This window comes from Coleofasciculus chthonoplastes PCC 7420 (genome assembly GCF_000155555.1).
Taxonomy (GTDB): domain Bacteria; phylum Cyanobacteriota; class Cyanobacteriia; order Cyanobacteriales; family Coleofasciculaceae; genus Coleofasciculus; species Coleofasciculus chthonoplastes_A.
Genome location: NZ_DS989841.1, coordinates 1 through 21509, shown reverse-complemented (window position 1 = coordinate 21509; position 21509 = coordinate 1). Strand labels below are relative to the sequence as shown.

Annotated in this window: 16 protein-coding genes, 1 tRNA gene and 1 pseudogene; 5 read left to right on the top strand and 13 right to left on the bottom strand. The window is 46.3% G+C overall.

The window, feature by feature from the left end; genetic code table 11:
- Positions 1-163 precede the first annotated feature (163 nt).
- From MC7420_RS00085 to MC7420_RS00075, 3 genes are all read right to left on the bottom strand, one after another.
- Positions 164-1252: a VWA domain-containing protein gene (locus MC7420_RS00085; RefSeq protein ID WP_006097926.1), complete on the bottom strand. Its 1089-nt coding sequence runs from the start codon at positions 1250-1252 to the stop codon at positions 164-166.
- 315 nt (positions 1253-1567) lie between these two features.
- Complete coding sequence (locus MC7420_RS00080; protein ID WP_006097937.1) at positions 1568-2476, bottom strand: AAA family ATPase; 909 nt, start codon at positions 2474-2476, stop codon at positions 1568-1570.
- On the bottom strand, positions 2464-3555 hold the full coding sequence (locus tag MC7420_RS00075) for a helix-turn-helix domain-containing protein (RefSeq protein WP_006098128.1): 1092 nt from the start codon (positions 3553-3555) through the stop codon (positions 2464-2466). Before MC7420_RS00075 ends, MC7420_RS00080 begins: the two co-directional genes overlap by 13 nt.
- Positions 3556-3679: 124 nt before the next feature.
- Between MC7420_RS00075 and MC7420_RS38835 the strand changes: the two genes are divergently transcribed.
- Positions 3680-3826 carry a hypothetical protein gene (locus tag MC7420_RS38835; RefSeq protein WP_006097842.1) on the top strand — a complete coding sequence of 49 codons (147 nt, stop codon included), beginning with the start codon at positions 3680-3682 and terminating at the stop codon, positions 3824-3826.
- Between the two features lie 353 nt (positions 3827-4179).
- Here MC7420_RS38835 and radC read toward each other — a convergent pair whose 3' ends face one another.
- The 3 genes from radC to MC7420_RS00060 form a co-directional block, all read right to left on the bottom strand.
- The gene (gene radC, locus MC7420_RS00070; RefSeq protein WP_006098213.1) at positions 4180-4911 is read right to left on the bottom strand and encodes a RadC family protein; all 732 of its coding nucleotides are present in this window, start codon (positions 4909-4911) and stop codon (positions 4180-4182) included.
- 302 nt (positions 4912-5213) lie between these two features.
- Positions 5214-5975 (bottom strand): HAD family hydrolase, encoded by a 762-nt coding sequence (locus MC7420_RS00065; protein WP_006098299.1) that lies wholly within the window; start codon positions 5973-5975, stop codon positions 5214-5216.
- Positions 5976-6143: 168 nt separating this feature from the next.
- Positions 6144-6398: a GlsB/YeaQ/YmgE family stress response membrane protein gene (locus MC7420_RS00060; RefSeq protein WP_006097902.1), complete on the bottom strand. Its 255-nt coding sequence runs from the start codon at positions 6396-6398 to the stop codon at positions 6144-6146.
- Between the two features lie 412 nt (positions 6399-6810).
- Here MC7420_RS00060 and MC7420_RS00055 point away from each other — a divergent pair, with 412 nt between their 5' ends.
- Complete coding sequence (locus MC7420_RS00055) at positions 6811-7302, top strand: pentapeptide repeat-containing protein (RefSeq protein WP_006098132.1); 492 nt, start codon at positions 6811-6813, stop codon at positions 7300-7302.
- Positions 7303-7320: 18 nt separating this feature from the next.
- Here MC7420_RS00055 and MC7420_RS38830 read toward each other — a convergent pair.
- Positions 7321-7581, bottom strand: a pseudogene (locus tag MC7420_RS38830) (Uma2 family endonuclease); the annotation flags it as partial.
- A 224-nt stretch (positions 7582-7805) separates the two neighbouring features.
- Here MC7420_RS38830 and MC7420_RS00045 point away from each other — a divergent pair.
- Positions 7806-8384, top strand: coding sequence for a fasciclin domain-containing protein (locus tag MC7420_RS00045; protein ID WP_006097900.1), 579 nt, complete (start codon positions 7806-7808; stop codon positions 8382-8384).
- Positions 8385-8661: 277 nt separating this feature from the next.
- Here the strand turns inward: MC7420_RS00045 and MC7420_RS00040 are convergent, their stop codons facing one another.
- Positions 8662-11313, bottom strand: coding sequence for a DUF3536 domain-containing protein (locus MC7420_RS00040; protein WP_006098235.1), 2652 nt, complete (start codon positions 11311-11313; stop codon positions 8662-8664).
- A gap of 674 nt (positions 11314-11987) precedes the next feature.
- Here MC7420_RS00040 and cax point away from each other — a divergent pair.
- Entirely contained in the window at positions 11988-13106 is a 1119-nt protein-coding gene (gene cax / locus MC7420_RS00035) for a calcium/proton exchanger (RefSeq protein WP_006098098.1), read from the top strand.
- A gap of 41 nt (positions 13107-13147) precedes the next feature.
- Here cax and MC7420_RS00030 read toward each other — a convergent pair whose 3' ends face one another.
- The 3 genes from MC7420_RS00030 to MC7420_RS00020 form a co-directional block, all read right to left on the bottom strand.
- The gene (locus MC7420_RS00030) at positions 13148-14944 is read right to left on the bottom strand and encodes an alpha-glucosidase family protein (RefSeq protein ID WP_006097770.1); all 1797 of its coding nucleotides are present in this window, start codon (positions 14942-14944) and stop codon (positions 13148-13150) included.
- A gap of 549 nt (positions 14945-15493) precedes the next feature.
- Positions 15494-16405, bottom strand: a complete 912-nt coding sequence (gene menA, locus MC7420_RS00025) for a 2-carboxy-1,4-naphthoquinone phytyltransferase (protein ID WP_006098029.1) — start codon at positions 16403-16405, stop codon at positions 15494-15496.
- Between the two features lie 103 nt (positions 16406-16508).
- Entirely contained in the window at positions 16509-17885 is a 1377-nt protein-coding gene (locus tag MC7420_RS00020; RefSeq protein WP_006097820.1) for a cytochrome P450, read from the bottom strand.
- Between the two features lie 196 nt (positions 17886-18081).
- On the opposite strand from MC7420_RS00020, the gene MC7420_RS00015 reads away from it, so the two are divergent.
- Positions 18082-19533, top strand: coding sequence for an isochorismate synthase (locus tag MC7420_RS00015; RefSeq protein ID WP_044204072.1), 1452 nt, complete (start codon positions 18082-18084; stop codon positions 19531-19533).
- A 75-nt stretch (positions 19534-19608) separates the two neighbouring features.
- Here MC7420_RS00015 and MC7420_RS00010 read toward each other — a convergent pair.
- Positions 19609-19697 (bottom strand) — tRNA-Ser (locus MC7420_RS00010).
- Between the two features lie 153 nt (positions 19698-19850).
- Positions 19851-21389: an IS200/IS605 family element transposase accessory protein TnpB gene (locus MC7420_RS00005; RefSeq protein WP_006098041.1), complete on the bottom strand. Its 1539-nt coding sequence runs from the start codon at positions 21387-21389 to the stop codon at positions 19851-19853.
- Positions 21390-21509 lie beyond the last annotated feature (120 nt).

Below are 21509 nucleotides of genomic sequence, written 5' to 3'. Positions count from 1 at the left end.
GGGCGCACGTCAGTGCGCCCCTACGGTTTCCGGACGTAATTCTAATCCCTCAAGTTAGGTGTGCCATGCCATTGTTAAGTTGACATACATCCTAATAATTCAACCCGTTTTAACGGGTTTTAGCTTTAGGTTCCGGAAATTGATTTCCCGGCTTTATTACCCATCATCTATACATTTTCTCCCCAACCCCGTATCGCCCCCGCAATACGCTAATCGCCGCATTCATCCCCTGACGACTCATTTCAAACATTGGCACAAAACGGGCAATTTCCGCCGCTGTTGTATACAACCAACTCTCATTCGGCATCGGGTTTAACCAAGCTGTATAACGCACCGATTGATTTAACCGTTCCATCCAGTCTTCAGTCTGCTTCACCCGTTCAGCATCAAAATTACCTCGTGCTGCACCCGCATCGCTGACAATCAAGACTACCGCCCGTTCCCCCACTTCTGCTAATACCTCATCCATTAATTGAGCATTCACCAAGGCGGGATGACGATATAAATACTCATCAACATAATCATGAAAATAAAATACACGAGTTTGTCGCAACCGCCCCCCTCGTTGGGCTGTTTCAACTAACTGTCGCGACAGCCGATGAAACGGCACCATTGAGCCTTCCTGATCGATCATTAACACCAAATCTGTGCGATTAATCCGACGCGGAATTAACACGGGTGTCAGTAAAATCCCTTGACGCCCCATCGTTTCCACTGTCGCCTCAATATCCAATTCTACGGGTATTCCTTCCCGGATCGGGCGACGCAAATAACGCCAGCTTTGCTTCATTTGTCGCTTAGTAACGGGGAAATATTCAGTTAGCAACATATAGCGGGGGCGTTTGAATTCTTTATCCGGTTTATAGCGACGCACCGCCTGAACCACCTGCACCGGTTCATCCATGTCTAGGGTTTGACTGGGAGATTCCTCTAACTCCTGATTTGGTTGATCGGGTTGAGGTGGCGGGGATGGAGAGACAGAAGCCTGGGATGCGCGATCGCTCCCCTCCCCTAAATTGGTTTGCAAACGCGCCCACATCTGCTCAAACAGCCGTCGAATTAGTTGACATTCCGCCTCCGATGTCGCCCACACCAGACAGCACAACTGTTCCAACTCCAACCGACTCCCCACACCCAAACCAGCCTGGAGCGATCGCACTACCACCAAATACTCATCTATCCCCAACGGTAAACCATGGCGCTGGCGCAGGCTGTTAAAAATGTCTATCAATGGCAGTTCTTCATAATTCATAACACCAATTTAATTTCAATTAAAACTCTATTAAATTTATTATTTTACCTGAAAATCAATGCATCTAAATAATTATATTTATCGACGTAAGTAGTCGGACAAAATAAAACAGTACTGTATTAAGTTTCGCAAGCCGCCCTCAAACTCTTACTGTTTCCTGTTCCCTGTGACACACCGAGCGAAGTCGAGGTGTTCCCTGTTCCCTAATCTCAACCGTTAAGTTTAATTGTGTCTACCTAATTAACCCGTTTTAACGGGTTTTAGCTTTGAGCCAGAAATTTATTTCTTGGCTCTTATTATTTGTACCCATTCTTATTACTTCAAATACCGCAAATGATCCTCCCACTTCTTCAACAACACCTCAGGAAACAGCAAATCCCCCTCAAGCTGCTTTAACACCTCATCCTGGGGAAACTGCTGCAACACCGCTACCCAATCCAATAACTCACTCGTACTCACCTTTTTTCCCGACTTCCCCTTCACCATCTTCTCTCGCAACTCAGCAAATCGCTTGACCGCCGCCTCAACTAACGCTGGCGTCAATGCCGGAAAATGAGCGTTAATAATCTCAACTAACTGGTTTGACTTCGGAAACTCAATATAATGAAACAGACAACGACGCAAAAAAGCATCCGGTAAATCTTTTTCATCGTTGCTGGTAATAAACACAATCGGCGGATAAACTGCCTTAACCTTCTCCCCCGTTTCCTCAATAACAAACGTCTGCTCGTCAAGTTCTCGCAACAAATCGTTAGGGAAATCGATATCCGCCTTATCAATTTCATCAATTAGCACCACGGTGCGCTGATGATTTTGAAACGCCCGTCCTAATGCCCCCATTTTGATATAATGCTCTAAATTCTCCACCTGAGACTGGCTTTTTTCACCCATCCGCACCAGTTGAGCATCGTGTAAACGGCGCACCGCATCGTAGATATAAAGTCCATCTTGCGCCCAACTGGTTGACTTAACATACCACGGCTCATAAGGTAAGCCTAATTCATAAGCCACCGCCTCCGCTAATCGTGTTTTACCGCATCCCGGTTCCCCTTTCAACAACAACGGACGTTTTTCTAGAAATATCGCTAAATTCACCGCATTAACCAGTTCTGGCGAGGGCAAATAAGGGGCAATTCCTGTTTTTTTCCAGGCTTCCTCAGAGATTGACTTACCTGTATAATAGGGCTTACCTTTAGCCGCGAGTGGGTGGCTTAAATTAACCATTTTGCCAATACTCCTTCCCAACTAAGTCCACAATGCCTACATATTTCTTCATAAACATAGTGAGGAACACCGTTATCAGAACGTTCTAACAAAACATTGGCAGTCAATCCAGTCGGTATTTGAAGTTGGCTCGACATACTCAGATTGTCTATCCACTCATCCAGGGCTTCTCGTGGAAATAGACTTGCTGGCGGTAAGCGTAAGGGATATTCCGGTTGCTCAAAGTTCTCAGCTAACCTAACATTCGATTGACCAACACTGCCACAATTATCCACCAGAAACATCAACAAATGCCTATCGCCCTGGGGTAGACTTTTCTTGGCTCTTGTCACCAACGGTTCCCAGAACTCCTGTAGCCATTCGGAAAGCATACCTGGCGGCATATAATCCACCGTATAGAAGACAAAAATAACATCCTGAGTTTGCCAGCGATCGCAAACTCGATCCATAATCTCCGTAGGTGTCGCTTCTCTGGGTAATTGGAGACAAGCAGTAAGTTCTCGCCACAAGTTTGGGATACTCTTACCCACACCATTAGAGCTAACATCAATTTTAATCGGAGATTGATTCTGCCGCCCTGGGATCAACCGCAACAGTCGATTCAGCAAAAATTGCTGTCCATAGCAAGGTTCACCATGAACCAAAAAGCCTGCGGTGCGCTGAAGTTCAATCACCTGTTTAAATCGCTGAGATTGTTCCTTAAAGTCAATCTCAAGAATGCGATCAAACAGAACCGGAAACCTGTGCTGGGGTGGCGGTTCTACCGGATCAGACGAGGATTGAAGATCAGAAAGACCCCCATACCCCAGCAACCGTTCTTCTAGGGAAGAAAGTCGCTCAGACGAGTCTGACGGTTCATTCTCCTCAATTTCAAAATCAGCGATTTTTTCCAGATTTAGCCCTAATTTTTGGCAAATTTCCTCGAAATAGGAGTAACTGATGAACTTGCCATTGACAAATTTACTAATCGTGTCTCGGTTCATCCCCAACTCCTCAGCCAAACGTTGCTGAGTGTGACAGCGACGTTTATAAGCTTGCTTAACCTCCCGGATGTACTGTGGAGCCACTCTAACCGACATCGCTCATCTTTGACCCGTAGCTTTCCTCATATCGATTTTTTTTTGTCGGACTTTTGTCGGAACGACACTGATTCCGACAGTCGCCGAGTTTGATGAAAATGTCGAACTCACCAGAAAACCACTCATGCAAAACTTAGAAGCCATGAAAATCATCCTGGAAATCATTGTAATCTTTCTCACGTTTCCAGAATATGCCCCACTTCTCGCCCTTGTCGTGGTTGTAGGGACATTCTACTCCCTGTTTAATAGGGAGGACAAGGGAGACAAGTAATACCGAGTCGCGCTCTTTCCGTAGTAGAAAGGAAGAGCAGGAGGATCTAAAAAGGGGGAGTGTCGCTTAGTCTAACAAGCTGTCATGTATTTAAATTAGATATTAGTAGCGAGCAAGATGCAAAGCCTGCGGCATGGCTTCGCTAAACGCACTACAAGGATTTCGTCATTATTGACATTAAGAGCCTTAAATGAACGATGCTTTTATTCCAAGAATCCATCGAGTCCTTCAGCCATTAACTGGAGTTGTGAAGCCTTCAACTCCACTAACTCTGTTTCTTTCGCCTGGAGTTCTTGCTCTAAAACAGACATCTGCTGTGCAGTTATCGCCGCCTGAAACTACAACTCACACTATTAAATATCTTGTGGATATTCCTTCCACAATGAAGTAGTGTGATGTAGACTTCGGTGATTGCCATTTCCCAAAATCAGGTGATCCACTAAAGGTGTTTCGATTAGTAGCGCCCCCTGCAAAAGCTGTTTGGTCAAATAAATGTCCTTCTCAGAAGGTTCAACACTACCCGTTGGATGACTATGCCCTACAATAAACCGCGTCGCCCCATGGCGCAAAACAGCTTGTAAAATCTCACGAGGACAGGCTAATGTCTCTGTTGCTGTACCAACGGAGATGAGTTTAATCCCCAATAAGTGATTTTTCACATCCAACAGCAACACAGCAAAACGTTCCTGAGTTTGCCACATTAACTCATGACTGAAAGCCGCCGCCGCCGCCATGGGACTATCAATTATCGTGCCTTCTGTGGGGCGAGACTGAAAGGCGCGTTTCCCAAGTTCAATGGCGGCTAGCATCGTGGTGGCTTTGGCCGGTCCGACGCCATGGATACGCATTAACTCTTGGGGTGAGATATCTCGCAATACCGCCATGGGATCGCGTTCATCTTGACTTAATTGCTGCAAAATATATTGTCCCAAACCTACTGCTGAAAGTTTACCTTTCCCCTGACCTGTGGCAAGCAAAATAGCAATCAGTTCCGCTGTCGCCAAATTTTTGGCACCGATCGCCATTAATCGTTCGCGTGGACGTTCGCTAACAGGAATATCGGTAATTCTAAGGCTATAGGTCATAACGCTACCCTATCACTGCGGGACAAGCCGATCATTATCAGGTTCGGTTGAATACTTACACGTTGGTACTGCCGAAGGCAAATGACTCCAAGGTAAGAACTAAGTTGGCACGGTAAAAGTCAAGAATCACTGTCTAGAGGGACATGATATCATGGCTGAGATATTATTGCTATAATAATAGAATTTTGGACTCAGATTTGTAAAGTTAGGTGATTGGCGATTGGGGCAGAGGGAATGTGGCGTCTGACCCACTATTAACTGTAGTCTTTTCACCGTTAACTGGGGTGACAGCAAGGGACACCCTAACGGTGATGGAGATGATTCAGGAGTTCTATATCAACATATTGGTTATCTCCAGCATCTCCGGCGAGAACGGTAAAGGGTTGATCAGGTTCTCCGAGATGATTTAATACGAGTACCGCCTGGGGAAAATCTTGGTCTTTTGTATAATTGTTGACTGTAATTAGTGTGGTGATACCTGCTTGTGCTGCTGCAATTAAACCCTGATCGGAATCTTCGATCGCCAAACCATCGTGGGGTGGTAAATCCATTTGCCGCAGTACATAGTTGTAAATATCGGGGGCGGGTTTTTTGGCGGGGACGATATCACCCGCCGCAATCAGGTCAAACCACGCCGGACTCTCATCCCCTAGGGTATGCTGCAAAAGGGCAGTTACATTAGTAGGGGCGGTAGTGGTGGCGATCGCTAACCGTATTCCTTGCGATCGCGCCGCTTTAATCAATCGTTGCACACCCGGACGTAGGGGGATAGAACCCGTGGCGATAAGTTGCTGATAATGGTGAGTTTTCGCCCGATGCAGATTGGCAATGAACTCGTCGAAATTAGCCGGAGGTTGGAAATCGGGGCGGTATTGCTTCAAATAATAGCGGATACGTTCTTTCCCACCAGCAACCGCTAATAGTTCACCATAGAGGGAAACAGACCAATTCCAATCATATCCAGCTTCGGCAAAGGCGCGGTTAAAGGCGACGCGGTGTCCGTCTTGTTCTGTATTGGCTAATGTCCCATCAACGTCAAAGATTAATGCTCGAAGTTTGGTCATTGGTCATTGGTGATTGGTCTTATGTCAGCAACTATACCGACAGAAGATGTAAACACGCAAGCGGCTTTTGGAAGCGAACAAAACCTTTCTTTGGGAAAAAAGTCGGACAAACAACGTAAAATCCCCCAAATTTTAAGCGGGGGATCAGCTTATCCAATCAATGGATTATTATGCGTTTTTCGTAACCAGACCGTAGATGAACAAGACGACCATCGCGCCCACAATTGCAATCAGTAAACCCCACCAAGTAAAGCCTGTAAAACCGACTCCAAAGAGTAAGTTACCAATCCAGCCTCCAACTAAAGCCCCAACGATTCCCAGTGCCATCGTCGCCAGGATACCACCGCCTTGGTGACCTGGATAAATCGCCTTCGCGATCGCGCCAGCGAGAATTCCTAAAACAATCCAGGCTAAAATTCCCATAGTAATGTCCTCCTTGGTTTAATAGTTTAATGCTTAACCAATCAGATTTTAATCAACACAGTTTTTAGAGTATCAAGCAAATGTATTTAAATTTATCTATCCTAAGAAAGAAGGTTGATGAGCTATTTACATTACTTAAATAAAACTGACACAGCTAAAATGGTGGCATAGATTTTACGATTAAATCGGGCGCACGTCGGTGCGCCCCTACAGTTTCTGGGCGTAAGCTTCATCCATCTTACTTAGGTGTGCCACACCACTACCCATATCTTGCCCGCTAACCTACCTATGTCTCATGCGCTAACCTACCCATGTCTTGAACGCTTGCTTACCCTCGCCGCCTGAATGTTACCGGATAAACCCCAATCAGATTTAAGATGGACAAGAATTAAGGTCAATCAGGCAATTTGAGATGATTCTTCGGCAACTGATAGCATTCCTAGTCGCGATCGCTCTATTCGTTCATCCTCTATCTGCTCAAGCGGCTGACTATCCGCCTCCCTTATCCTACAGTCACGCCCAACTCACAGGCAAAGACTTTTCCGGTCAAAATTTACAGACGGCTGAATTTGCTAATGCCAATTTACAGTTAAGTAATTTTGCCTATGCTGACTTGCGAGGTGCTATTTTTAGTGGTTCGGTGATGACTCATGCCAATTTGCATGGTGCGGATTTAAGCTATGGCATGTTAGATCAGGCAGATTTGACGGGTGCAGATTTAAGTGATGTGATTTTAGTCGAAACCCTCTTACTTGGATCAGTATTTGATAATACATTAATCACGGGGGCTGACTTCACTGATGCTCTCTTAGATGGCGCACAACTGAAACATTTATGTCAGCAGGCTTCAGGGATTAATTCTAAAACGGGTGTAGCCACAAGCGATTCTCTTGGTTGTTCTTAATGTCTGTGTACAGGCTTGTCATTCCCCTGCGCTAAAGATTTGTTGTGCTGTCAAGTTCAACTCTGGGAATGTTGGGGATTCGATGAGGTTATCTCCCCTAAACTGACTAACCTGGTACTCACCCTCAACTAGCTGGTAGATCGAAAAAGTGGGTGGCTTTGGATTGCCAATAAACCGTCTACCGCCTAACCCCAAGTAATCAACAATCCAATATTCTGGAATGCCCATTTCTTCATAATCCCTGGCTTTGGTCAGGTAATCGTCTCGCCAGTTGGTGCTCCATCCCCTTGTTGAACAAGTCTTCCTCTGTTTCAGTGTAGCGACTCGTTTGGTTTTGATTAAACCCCAGAAGTGGAAATTTATGTAACCCAAATCAATTGACCAATCTCTCAGTATGCACTGAGCAGACGCGACATTGCACCTGAGAAAGAGGCATAGGGTCGGAATTCAGACTAAAGTAGTATACAAATCGTTATAAATACCTGCTCTGAGGAGAAAAATTCATGCCAGCCCGCTCTTTTACTTCCACATTGAGAAAACTAACCGCCTGTTTAGGTTTAGCCAGTCTCGGTACCGCGATCGCATTACCCGCCAACAGCGTCACCGACTCCCCTCGTCTCTTGAAGGCAGAACCCGGACTCCACCTGATTGCTCAACGGGGTGTGAGCAATATAGCCGATGAACTCGAAACCGCCAACGACGCTTTCTCCACCCTCACGGCTGCAATTAAAACTGCTGGACTCACTTCAGCACTGGCGAATAGGAGACCCATTACCATTTTTGCCCCCACTGATGAAGCCTTTGCTGCTTTACCCGATGGCACTGTGGCAACGTTGCTTCAACCCCAAAACCGATCGCGATTAACTGAAATCCTTACCTATCACGTTGTCCCCGGTAACATTAACACCTTTGGCTTAACCCCCGGTTCGACCTTACGGTTAACCACCCTCGCGGGTAAACCCGTAACCATACGAGTCAGTAATGCTAGCGAAGTTTTTGTCAATGGTATACCCGTCGTGATGGCAGATATTCCTGCCTCTAACGGCATGATTCACGGGCTTAACGGGGTTCTATTACCCTAATGGAGATCCGCTGTAGGGGCTTGGTTACCAAGCATTGGTGTCAACTTAAGCTAGACCCCTATCCCCCTCGTTCCCCCCTTATAGATCCCCCTCCCGTCCCCCTTAAAAAGGGGGAAGCCAGAGGATGCTTCGCTTTTTTTGCACGGCAGAGGGGTGCAAGAGAGTCCGGTTCCCCTTCTCCCCTTTGTGGGAGAAGGGGTTAGGGGATGAGGGGGAAAGGATTAGACGAGTATACAGACACAGCTTAAACACGGATGGGTAACCAAGCCCCTACTATCTACATCAACTGATTTAACCAAGGACTCACTTCCACCAACAACAGTTGACCAAGCTGAAGCAACTGGCGTAATCGGATAATTGTCCAAGGATTTGCCGCCGTAAGCTGCGCCTGATCATGTCCATTATTGTGATTACTCAGGCGTTGGGCTTGAATCGCCAGTTCACACGGCGGCACGATTGAGGTGTGTAAACAGTTGAAAAAAAGTTCCTGACAACGGTCTAAGGCTAAACCGAGGTTTAATCGATTGCCAATCTCAATCAACCGATCAATCTGGCGGATATCATCGCCGAGGGTATCTGGATCACCCTCATGCAACAGTTGCCACAGCGATCGCCAAATTAAGGTTTCCAGCGTTAGCTTGGCTTCTGGGATGTTCAGATGACAGCGTAGATGTCCCGCTTCTGTGGCGATCGCTTCCAGTTCGGCTATCTGAGCATTGATAGCTTGGGGATCACTCACCTCCATGTCTAGGGCTTTAATCGCAATTAAACAACGGTTGGATAACGCAATTTCTGCTGCTACTTGCAATTCCTTCGGTACGGGCAATTCATCCCGATGGAATGCCATCAACACGCCGTAATTATCCCGGTACATCTGGTTATAAAGCTGATCTAATCGTGTCAGGGTTTCCTGACTAATTAGCTGCATAATCCGTTGTCGTTCCTCAGCAAACAGATTCTGTAAACTGAACGACTGCTCCCCAAACATCTGATTCATTGCCAGAATCGTATGGGCAGCACTGGCTTGCTTGAGGGCATCAAAAATATTGTCCCTCAATTGGGTATATGCCCGACGTCCGGTAAAGGGTTGAATACAGCAGTGGAAGTCCCAGCCGCCGATATGGAGAACGGCAAAAACCAATTCCATATTTTCCCAGGTAATCTCCGACACCAGTCGCAATTGACCCACTGCCAACGTCAGTGAACCCATACGTTGGAGTTGATAGTCAAGCTGGTGGGCTTCGTAGCAGTAGATCCGTTCTTGTTGGGAATAGTTGGTAAATAAGGAACTAATCGCGTAATGGGCAGCAACTTGTTGGAAGGTAATTTGCGACGACACAACCAGTTGCCGATAGACCACATCCCCGGTTTTAAAGCAGTCTACATTACTGGGTGCTACAAGTAGGCGTTCCAAGAACCCTAGCTCAAGCTGGATACCCACCACTTCCCCAGCTAACTCCAACGCCCGTGCTGCATAGCGTAAAATCTGTACCCCTTCGGGACGGGAGATTTCCTCAAAGAACCAACCGCAACTGGTATACATCAGCATGGCGTGGCGTTGCATTTCCAACAGCCGTAGAGCGTCGATTTGGTCAGTGGGAGAAAGAGGTGCAACGCTATGACGGTTGAGGAATTGCTCCACATTTTCCAAAGAGCGATCTCTGAGTACCTGAATATACTCATCCCTCGCCGCCCAAGGATCGCGGAAAAACTGACGCCCCCTCTCGTCATACACCGGAATCAACTGATCCCGCAGCCAGTTCAAACTTTCTCGCAGGGGACGCCGCCATTTTTGATGCCAACCCCCGCCGCCACCACAGCCGCAGTCATCTTGCCAACGGTTGACACCGTGGGAACAACTCCAAGCGGTTACGGGTTTGAGAATCACTTCCCACGTCGGCGGACTGATACTGAGATAATGAGCAAAGTTGGTCACCGTCCAGTTACGGCGGGGAAAGACTTGGGTAAAAGCATGGGCGATACACATTTCCGTGTGGCGTTTGTGATGTCCGAAGGTTTCCCCATCGGTTGCCACACTGATAATCTGGGAGGGACGGTGATCCCCATGAATCGCGATTCCCAGACGACCTGCGAAATGTTCGGAACTACTGAGAACATCGCTAAACCCCATATCCCGTGAGATGGGACCGTCGTAGAAAAAGATGTCGATAAATTCACCACTTTCCAGGAAACAACGGTAAGGGCGGCTGGGATCAATCTGACCTCCACCTACTTCATGCCATTTAGGATCAGGATTGTCTTCGGTTGGCAAAACCCGACAGCGTTCAGCTTGGGAGGGAGCAAGAATAATAAACTTAATCCCTTCTGCCACTAACGCTTCCAGGGTGGGGTAATCTACCGCCGTTTCCGCCAGCCACATCCCTTCGGGATCACGACCAAAGCGAGAGCGGAAATCTTCCATTCCCCAACGGATTTGGGTGTATTTATCCCGTTCATTGGCGAGGGGAAGAATGATATGGTTATAGACTTGCGCGATCGCATTGCCATGACCGTTGAGCCGTTGACAACTCTTGCGATCCGCCTCTATGATTCGCTCATACACTTCCATGTCGTAGCGTTCTAGCCACGACATCAGCGTCGGACCAATATTAAAGCTGAGATATTCAAAGGTATTAACGATCCCCACCACTTCGCCGTAACCATTTAACACCCGGGCAAAGGCGTTGGGGCGATAGCATTCGTGATGAATCCGCTCATTCCAGTTATGAAACGGAGCCGCCGAGGGCTGACGTTCAATGGTATCCAGATAGGGATTTTCACGGGGGGGTTGATAAAAATGCCCGTGAACAGTTACGTAGACGCCCCTGGCTGTCTGCAGGGGATCATGGTCTCGCCCAACCTCCTCGGATAAGGTAGGGATGGGATTTGCCGCAGCTTGTGAAGCTGAAAGTTCAGCAGCAGAAGTCATTTAGATCACCAAATTCCACAGAAAACGTAGTCAGACAGATTCCCTTACTCTAGTCATTTTCGCTCTTGAGTAGAGATAAGTTGAGAGATTCGCTAAACGAATTTTAGGTTGAAAGCTAGCCATTTCAGTAGGGAACGCCAGCTCGGTATAAGTAGTCGGACAAAAGTAAAGTTAACGGTGAGGATTGTCATTCGTCATTCGTCCTTTGTCCTTTGTAAGGATTTGAGTCTCCTTATCATTTCTTAGTACAGTGTACAGAATGTATACCCAGATCCTTAGAAAAAAGCATTGACACCAGTGGCTAAACTTGCATTTAGGGATGAACGTGTAACAATCTGTCCCTTCAGTTTTTTATTCAACCGCAAGATTTACTGAAAATCGATAAAACTTCATATAACGTTGCGGTCAGTTCACAAAACTTAGACGCACTATAACAACTCTTGCCGATTATTGCACATCTTCCTGGGAAGTTGCAGGGATGAGGGAGATGGGGAAGCTGGGGGAGCTGGGGGAGCTGGGGAAGTTAACTCAAAACTCTACCTTACCGATTGCCCATTGCCGATTGCCCATTCCCGATTCCCTGTTCCCGATTCCCTGTTCCCTGTTCCCTAACAAATGACAAATGACAATCCTTACCGTTAACTTTAATCTGTGCCTATTTGCTTATTTTTTAGATGCTGAACAAAAACACGATTCTGTCACTGTTGTTACTTTTTGTCCCCATTTCCATCGCCGCGCATTTTCTGGAATGGGGAGCAGCTATAGTATTTATTACCTCCTGTTTGGCGATCGTTCCCCTAGCGGCGTGGATGGGAACCGCCACGGAAGAAATTGCGGTTGTAGCAGGACCTACCTTTGGTGGTTTGCTGAATGCCACGTTTGGTAATGCGACAGAACTGATTATTGCCCTGATTGCCCTCAATGCTGGCTTAGTCAATGTGGTTAAAGCCACGATTACGGGATCAATTATTGGCAACTTGCTGCTGGTGATGGGCTTATCTATGCTTTTGGGGGGATTGCGGTACAAGGAACAAAGCTTTCAACCGATTGTGGCGCGGGTAAATGCGTCCTCAATGAATTTGGCTGTCATTGCCATGTTGCTACCGACGGCGATGGATGCTACGACGCCTGACATTGATGAAGCGACGTTACAAAGATTATCGGTTGCTGTGGCGGGGGTGTTGATTGTGGTTTACGCTCTCACCTTATTATTTTCGATGAAAACCCACAGCTATTTGTTAGATGTGGGCATGGTGGATGTTGAGTCCCAAGAGGGAAACGATGTTTCCTCCTCCACCGAGGAACCGGAACATAAGGTGAATTTAGGCTTGTGGATTGGCGTGTTACTTGGAGTCACCCTTTTGGTGGCGTTAGAGTCGGAACTGTTGGTGGGGACGTTGGAGGAAGCTACCTCCCAGTTAGGATTAACTGCCCTATTTACAGGGGTGATTCTATTGCCCATTATTGGCAATGCCGCCGAACACGCTACGGCGGTGACAGTGGCGATGAAAAATAAGATGGATTTGTCGGTGTCGGTGGCGGTGGGATCAAGTTTACAAATTGCCCTATTTGTCGCCCCTGTCTTAGTGATTGCGGGTTGGTTTTTGGGTCAGCCGATGGATTTGGATTTTAACCCCTTTGAACTGGTGGCGGTAGCGGTGGCGGTGTTAATCGCTAATTCCATTAGTTCTGATGGGAAGTCGAACTGGTTGGAGGGAATTTTGCTAATTGCGGCTTATTTGGTGTTGGGGTTGGCGTTTTACTTCCATCCGGTTGTGGAAGGATTAGCATAACCAACAAATGTAGAGACGCGCCATGGCGCGTCTCTACAGGTTCAATTCGACTTCAGTTGATAATCACAGGTTGGGGGCATATTACAAAAGAAGACACTATAGCCAGGAATTTCCAGCGTATCACCTTGGCGATGGGTGATAAAGCCTAATCCTTCGGTTTCCTTACATCCCGGATATGCCGACAAGTCATAGCGTACTGATTTGTTACTCAAATTTAAAATACACAAGATTCGCTGTTCTGCATACTCCCGGATAAAGGCAAAAATCGGTTCCTCCGTCTCCAGAATTTCCAAGTTACCGGCTTCTAATGCCGGTTGTTTTTTGCGCCAGTGGAGTAAACGACGCCAGGTATTCAGTAAGGAGTTGGGATCTTTATTTTGCAGATCCACTGCCCGTTGATAATGATCTTTGGGAACAGGTAGCCAGGGTTTTTCTGCCGTGGTAAACCCCGCATGAGGGGCATCCGCTTGCCAGGGTATTGGGGTGCGCGAACCGTCTCGTCCTTTAATCGCTGGATAAAGGGCTTGACCAAAGGGATCTTTAATATCCTCCACAGGAATATCTTCCGGAATTCTGGCTTCAGTTAATCCCAGTTCATCACCCTGGTAGAGACAGATTGCACCCGGTAAAGAGAGCAGCAGTGCGGCGATTAGATGATAAAATTCTTCTGGATAAGGATTTCCCTGAGCATCCTTTCCAGTCCAGCGCGATCGCAGACGACCATAGTCATGATTGCCGACAATCCAACAATCACCACCTTGGGTAAAGTTACTTAGCACTTTTTCCATCATCCGTTGCATTAGTTTGGCGCTGATGGGTTCATCGATGAGAAGCCCACTATGATATGCCATGTGTAACCGCTCATCACCTTCTACAAACTCACTGGCAAGAGCAATCGAATCTTCACAGAAAGTTACTTCGCCTAAGGCAACTGTACCCGGATACTGATCCATGAGATCCCGGATAGGTTTGAGGGCGTCTAAGGTTTCCGGACGACAGAAGTTGTACTTAAATAGTTGCCGAACCACAGGATTATCGGGGGCGACGCCATCAGGTAAAGACGCATCTTCCGGGCGAACGGGGTTATCTCGCAATTGGGCGTCGTGCATGAAAAAGTTAGGCGCATCGATGCGGAACCCATCAATTCCTAAATCCAACCAGAATTTTGCCCGTACCAAAATCGCGTCAACTACTTCTGGATTGTGCCAGTTCAGGTCAGGTTGGCTTTCTAAGAAATTATACATATAAAATTGTTTGCGTTCAGGTCCCCATTGCCAAGCACTGTGACCCATAAATGCGGATAACCAGTTGTTGGGGGGCGAACCATCAGGCTTAGGATCTGCCCAAATATACCAATCTGCCTTAGGATTATTTTTATTTTGCCGACTTTCTAGAAACCAGGGATGCTTATCAGAGGTATGACTCCAAACTTGATCTAGCATCACTTTCAATCCCATGGAGTGAGCCACTGCCAACAGTCGTTTAAAATCCTCTAGAGAGCCAAAAAGCGGGTCGATATCCCGCATATCGGTAATGTCATAGCCAAAATCCTCCATCGGGGATTCATAAATCGGACATAGCCAGATGGCATCGACACCGAGAGAGGTAATGTAATCGAGTTGTTCAATAATGCCATTCAAGTCACCGACACCATTGCCGTCACTGTCTTTAAAACTCTGGGGGGAAATCTGATAAATAACCGCATTCTGCCACCATTCGCCTTGGTGGGTTACATTACGAGCATCTTCCCACGTCCATGCCCGACGATTGAGTACAGGAGTTTGCCACCAAGCTTCTCTGTTTGTTGAAGTACTTTTGTGGGGCTTTGACATATCCATAAGTTGCATAATTGAATCCTTTATTAATGATGAGTTTAGAAATAAGGACGAATAAAATTGGCTGAAACTCATTGACTTCAACCTCAATAGTTCTCCTTACAGTCAGCATCTATGCGAGATTCTTTCCTGAGTATTAACCAACCCTAATACTGGTGCATGAACTTCACTCAGCTTAGAGCGCTTCAGCATAATCAGGTGAGTGAATCATGGACGACTAACTAAATTGTAGACTTATGGAACTTAGACTTACCTCTCTCCAAGGGATTAACACTGACTCACCTCCCTATCGTTCAGGAGATGGAAATCAATACTCGGCAACTTTGTAAATAAATGTAAACAAAAAACCTCCTAGCTTCAACGCTGGAGATTGAGCCAAACCTTTATAGCAGTACTAAGACAGGTTAGGACATTCTTTACTGTTCCCTGTTCCCTCTTAGGCTAACTGATGTCCTAACGTATCCCCGTAGTGCTATAAATAGTTTGATTTAATTTTTTATACCTTATTTTAAGGTACTCCTGTCCGATCCGAGTGGATCATTGAGAAACAGATCAATACCAAAGATTGGGGACAACAAAGCCCAACCCCAAGAATAATCCACTCCAAAAATGCAGCTTAACGGCGATAAATTTACAATTGCTGACTTTTTGGGGTTGATCATGATAGCAGCCAACATGCTGCACTAACTCAAGGGCAAAGGGTAAACTCAGAACAATTAATCCTGTCCAAACCGGAAACATCCCCAATGCGATCAACAAACCCGTCAGGGCAAAAAGGCTACCACTCAACCAATGGAGTAGTTTAGCACCACCTTGAGTTCCCAAGCGAACAATCGGCGATCGCTTTCCGGCGGCTATATCATCTTCGACTTGGTGGAAATGGGAGCAAAATAAAATAATTGAGGTACTAATCCCAATAATGATTGAAGCTGCTAACCCCATTGACGAGAAGGATTGGGCTTGGGAGTAGTAAGCCGCCGCCACTGCCATCGGACCAAAGGTAAAAAAGCAAATAACCTCGCCTAACCCTTGATAACCCAGGCGAAAGGGAGGACCTTGGTAACTATACCCTAAAGCGCAGCAAAGCAAGACAATGCCAATCACCGTCCAATCCCGTTGCCACCACGCGATAGCGATGATTCCTAGGATACCTGCGGCTAAAAATAGATTACTCAACCAAAAAATTAGAGATTTGTTTCCGGTTAAATTTACTAATGAATGATGTTTGTTGTGATCAATTCCTGTTTCTGAATCAAAGACATCATTACTAAGGTTAAGCCAAGCAATAATTAAAATAGCGGACAGTAAAAATGTGCTAAAGATTCCCCAATGCATATTTAGCGTTTCCCCGTAGGCTACAGCCGTACCAATCCAAATGGGAATGATAGCCACACTATACATCGGTGGTTTAAGCGCCGCTAACCATAACTTATTTGGGGACTGAGCAATGAACTTTGTGGTCATGAGAGCAAGTTAGACATCCAGTAGACTAGCGCTGATCCATTCTTGTTTCCCGTTTTGGGTCGAGCAATCAGATCAAAAAGGTACTCTATTTTACAACGGATTACTAATAACTGATTACTTTTTCTCTAGCTGAGTGAACGTGACGCTGGGTCTTCACTACCATGGGACAAGCCTTAGAGGGAACAATGGTAATCCCTCGTCGCCACGGTTGTACAGACGTGTTGGGGTCAATCGCCAACTGATAGCGGGATAGAACCGTTGCCAGAACCAGCTTCATTTCAAATAGGGACAATGCCATGCCGATGCAGCTACGACTACCGCCGCCGAAGGGGAAATACTCATACGGGGAAAACTGCTGATGCACAAAGCGTTCGGGTTTAAACTGGTCAGGTTCGGGATAGACATCCTGGCGACGGTGGGTTAAATAAATACAAGGCACCGCGATCGCTCCTGGCTCCAATTCATACCCTTGGATCTGCACCGATGCTTTCACCTGACGCGGTTGAGCAATTAAGGCAATCGGGTACACTCGTAGCGCTTCTTTACAGACCGCCGTAAGATAAGGGAGTTGTGCGATCGCGTCAGGGTCTGGATTCTCACCCAAGCTGTCTAACTCTTGTGTTAATTTCTCTAAGCATAACGGCTGACGATGCAGCCAGTAAAACGCCCACGCCAAAGCAGACGCGGTAGTTTCATGACCCAGGAGTAACAAGGTGATTAACTGATCACGTAACTGGACATCAGTCAGCGATTGACCCATTTGATCACGGGCAGACATGAGCAGAGAGAGGATATCATCTCCCTCCGGTTCAGTGCGACGGTGGGCAATCTGTTCATAAATTAAATCATCAATTTGCTGCCGTTGCCTGACAAACTTGCCCCAGGGACTCCACCCACCCAAATCTTGCTGCAATGGTGTCCAGAAAAAATGAATTGAGTTCAGGGGGGAGGTGATATTGTTCAAGAATGGTTCAATAAGTTGTTTAAGCCTGTCATAGCGATCGCCTACATTAAGACCAAACACCACCCGTAAGATCACCTGGAGGGAAATGTCAGACATGTAGTCCCGAATGGGAAGGGATGATCCGGGCTGCCAATCCGCGATCGCATCGGTTGTAATATCACGTATAAGCCGACTGTAGGTGGGCAACTGCTTCCCATGCAGAGGCGGCATCAACAACCCCCGCATGACCTGGTGTTGCTGTCCATCTAACATAATCAGGGAGGTAGAACCCGTCAGGGGGCGGAAGACATCGGTGACTTTACCCAACTCAAATTGGTCAGAGGACGTGGTAAATATGGATTGAATTGCCTGGGGGTGGCTGAAAAAGACCACAGGTGGGGAGTTCCGACCTAGTAAGCGGAGGGTAAAGGCATCTCCGTAACGCTGCGTACAGAGGTCGAGAAATTTAAGCGGATCAGCGATGAGTTGCAGCGTTTGCACAAAAAACGGCAACGTTGGACCATCAGGCAATTTCATTCCACTTTTTCCGGGCTGAGGCAACAGGTAACACTTTACCCATAAGGCGGGGGATTCAGTCAACTGGATTAACTCCCTTATGGCTGACTGGGCAAAATATGCAATGGTAGATAGAAAGGCAGACGTTGAGTCGTGTAGCCGACATCTGGGGAAACTGTCTTGCCTGGATCACCGAAAATCTGCAATCCTCTTGTACATGGCGTATTTATCATCTCATACGGATCGCTTGCCAGACCACAAGGAGCTATACCAGTTCCTTGTCGCTTGTCAGCAGGCATCTCTTGAGAAAGGCTGCACTCAAATTGCCAGTATTTCTGTGCCAATTCCCAGGGTTGATCCACTGGCGGTACTCCAGATTCTTGGTGGAACTCAGTCATTCCAGTTTTACTTAGAAAAAAGAAAGGAAAATGAAGCGATTCTGGCTATTGATGCGACTATCTATGCTGAACTTGAAGGAATCAATCGATTCCAACACGCTAAGACTGTCATTCATAATTATCTAAAAGACACTTGGATTTGGCTTCAACAAAATCAAACTATCTCTTTTTCCGGACCGCACTTTTTTTGCTTTTTTACATTTTTTGCTTTAAATCAACCGTCCCCATTTCGAGCCGCTACTATTTTTCTTCCTCGGTGGCAAGTGGCGTTTCGGGAGAATAGCGGTACAGTAGTGGCGAATGTTCAAGTTGATCCTCACGTCAACATTAAACGACTCTTGCAAGACCTATATAATCAAATTGCTGAAATTAAATTTTCAGAGCATAAACCCAGTTCGCTGACTCGGATTAATTGTTCTCCATTTATCCCGCCCAAATCCATAAATACTGAAGCCTTTAAGTCAGCCGTGGTCGCCGCCTTAAATTTTATCGATGCCAATGAATTTAGTAAAATTGTTCTGGCTAATGCCGTTGATATTTTTTCCCACCAGCCCTTTAACCTCGTCCACTCCCTAGATAATCTGCGCCAACGCCATCCAGATTGCTATATCTTTTGTGCCAGCAATGGTAAAGGACAGAACTTTCTCGGTGCGAGTCCTGAACGGTTAATTAGTATTCGTGACCATCTGTTGGTAACGGATGCCTTAGCTGGATCAGCGCCGCGTGGAAGGACAGCCAGTGAAGATGCTGAGTTTGGCGATCGCTTGCTTGGTTCTGAAAAAGAGCAGCGCGAACACCAATTTGTCCTAGATTTTATCACTCAACGCCTATCTGAGTTGGGACTCATCCCCCAATACTTACCTGCGCCCCAACTGCTGAAACTCTCCAACATCCAGCATCTGTGGACACCAATCCAAGCACAACTGTTTACCAATGTCCATCCCCTAGACATTGTTGCCCAGCTTCATCCTACCCCTGCTGTAGCTGGTGTTCCTACCCAGATTGCTCAAGAACAAATCCGCCGCTACGAAACCTTTGACCGTTCCCTCTATGCAGCCCCGTTAGGTTGGATCGACTATCAAGGCAATTGTGAGTTCATTGTCGGTATTCGTTCAGCATTAATCGACAGCAACCCGTCTTCTCTAAATCATGACAACACCTACCGCGCTAGACTCTACGCCGGGGCAGGAATTGTGGCGGGTTCTGACCCCGACAAAGAACTGGCAGAAATCCAACTCAAGCTTCAGGCATTACTCAAAGCCTTGCTTTAGTCATTGGTCATTGGTCAAACGTTCATGCTAGCCAATGGCACTCTCAGGCATAAAGAATCGATTTAATCGATTTAACGGAGAGGGAGGGATTCGAACCCTCGGAAGCGCCTAAACACTTCAACAGATTAGCAATCTGCCGCTTTCGACCACTCAGCCACCTCTCCAAGGCGGTGCTTGACTATCATAGCAGATTACAACCCCTTTTTGTCTAGTGGGTGGATGCAAATTACTCACCGCTTCTAAAAACCTAGACAAACCTACCTATAAGTAATTCTGTCTTGGTATAAGTCCACGGTGTAACTTTTGGTCGATAACCGTTAACGCTTACGCTTGGCTGATACCCGGCATTGTCGCTCGATATCAGTCTTAACCAACGGCTCCCAGTTAGAGACGCAGTAGTAATCGTGTCTACGATTGACTACAGGGCATCGACCAATAAAATTATTAAATTGATATAGAGCACTCCATACGTGCTTTCTCGGATTCACTCCGAGATAGGCGGACACAGAGCGCGGCAATCTCTCACTCAAATTCATGCCTCTTCTGGCAATTGCTAGGGCAGCTGCCACATCAGATGATAGTCCATACATCCGACTATATTTAACCAATCCAATCAAACTCGTGTAAGCTGGATTGCATAACTTTATAGTTATTCCTCGGTTGGATAAAATCGATGACAAAATTTGATAAAAACGACTGTATGCCCAGGCAGAAAGCATTCGAGCATATTTTTTTCCACGCTCTCGTAGTTGAGCTTTTTTTGTCGAAAAATCTAAGCTTTCGCACAGAATAGGGCAAGAAAAGCTCCTGGCTAAAGCTGCCAATTTCAAACAAACATCGACAATTTGAGCATCTTGTTTACCTTTGGGTAAACCCGTCTGAAAAGGAATAGTTCCCTGAGCTTTTAAATTTCCTTGACCATCAACATAAGCCCAACCGATAGAACTAGGATTTAGATCTATACCCAGGGCACCATACTTAATTTCTCTACTAACTTTCTCCACCGCGGCGGGCGTGAATTGAACAGCGACAACCCATCGATTATCCTTTCTATAGAAGTGCCATGTTTTCGCCCCACTATTGGGTAATCTATTAATCTGACGGGAGAAGCTGCCAATTTTTGATGTGACATATTTCCCAAATTTGGCTTCTAGACAATCCGGGACTCTCAACACCTCGGCTTCGCTCGGTGTTGACGCTGAGCGAAGTCGAAGCGTCAACTTTATAGTATCTCCAGACCATTGACAAGTTTGATTCCCATAACTTTCATCCTTGGAGCCAACAATAAAGACTGACCCTCTGGATACCTTTACTCTAATTTTCGCCCTCAATAGATGTTTAATTTGATTTTGAAGTCGGTGGATATATCGCTTTTTCTGATGCAAACCTTGACGCAAATGATGCCAGTTAGTTTTTCTCGTCTTGAGGTTTGACGATAAGGGAAAGTTGCAGCCATTTTTGGAGGATTGCCAGTTCTTTTTTCCATAGAACTTCCGAGCTAAATTAATTTTCTTTGTGGCTCTGGCTACCCAATCTTTCCCTGACTGAACTCGTGATTTTAATTGCTTTATCTGGCGCTTTCTACATTCTTTGGCTGAGGAGGTTTTTCCTCTGGCTAATGCAATTACTCCGTTAGCATAACGCTTACTGAGTCCGTATTTCTCTTGCATAAGACTATTCCAACTGGATTGATTAAATTTTATTTCTTTATTTAATAAATGGTTAACTGTTTCAACTGTTGCTTGATAGAATATATCGGACAATGAAGTTAAAAACATCTCCAAGTCGGTGAAACCGATGGGGTTAAGTTCATCGGCGGGAGTTGGCAAGCCTTTGCAATAAGTTATCGTCGTCATAGCTTTTTGGCTACCTCCCTCAGTTCTGACTAGATACTCGCGGCTACGCCAACGGTTAATTCGTTACCCGATTTATTGCCAATTAAGTCAACAATATCATATCGACTCCGGACCGCCAGC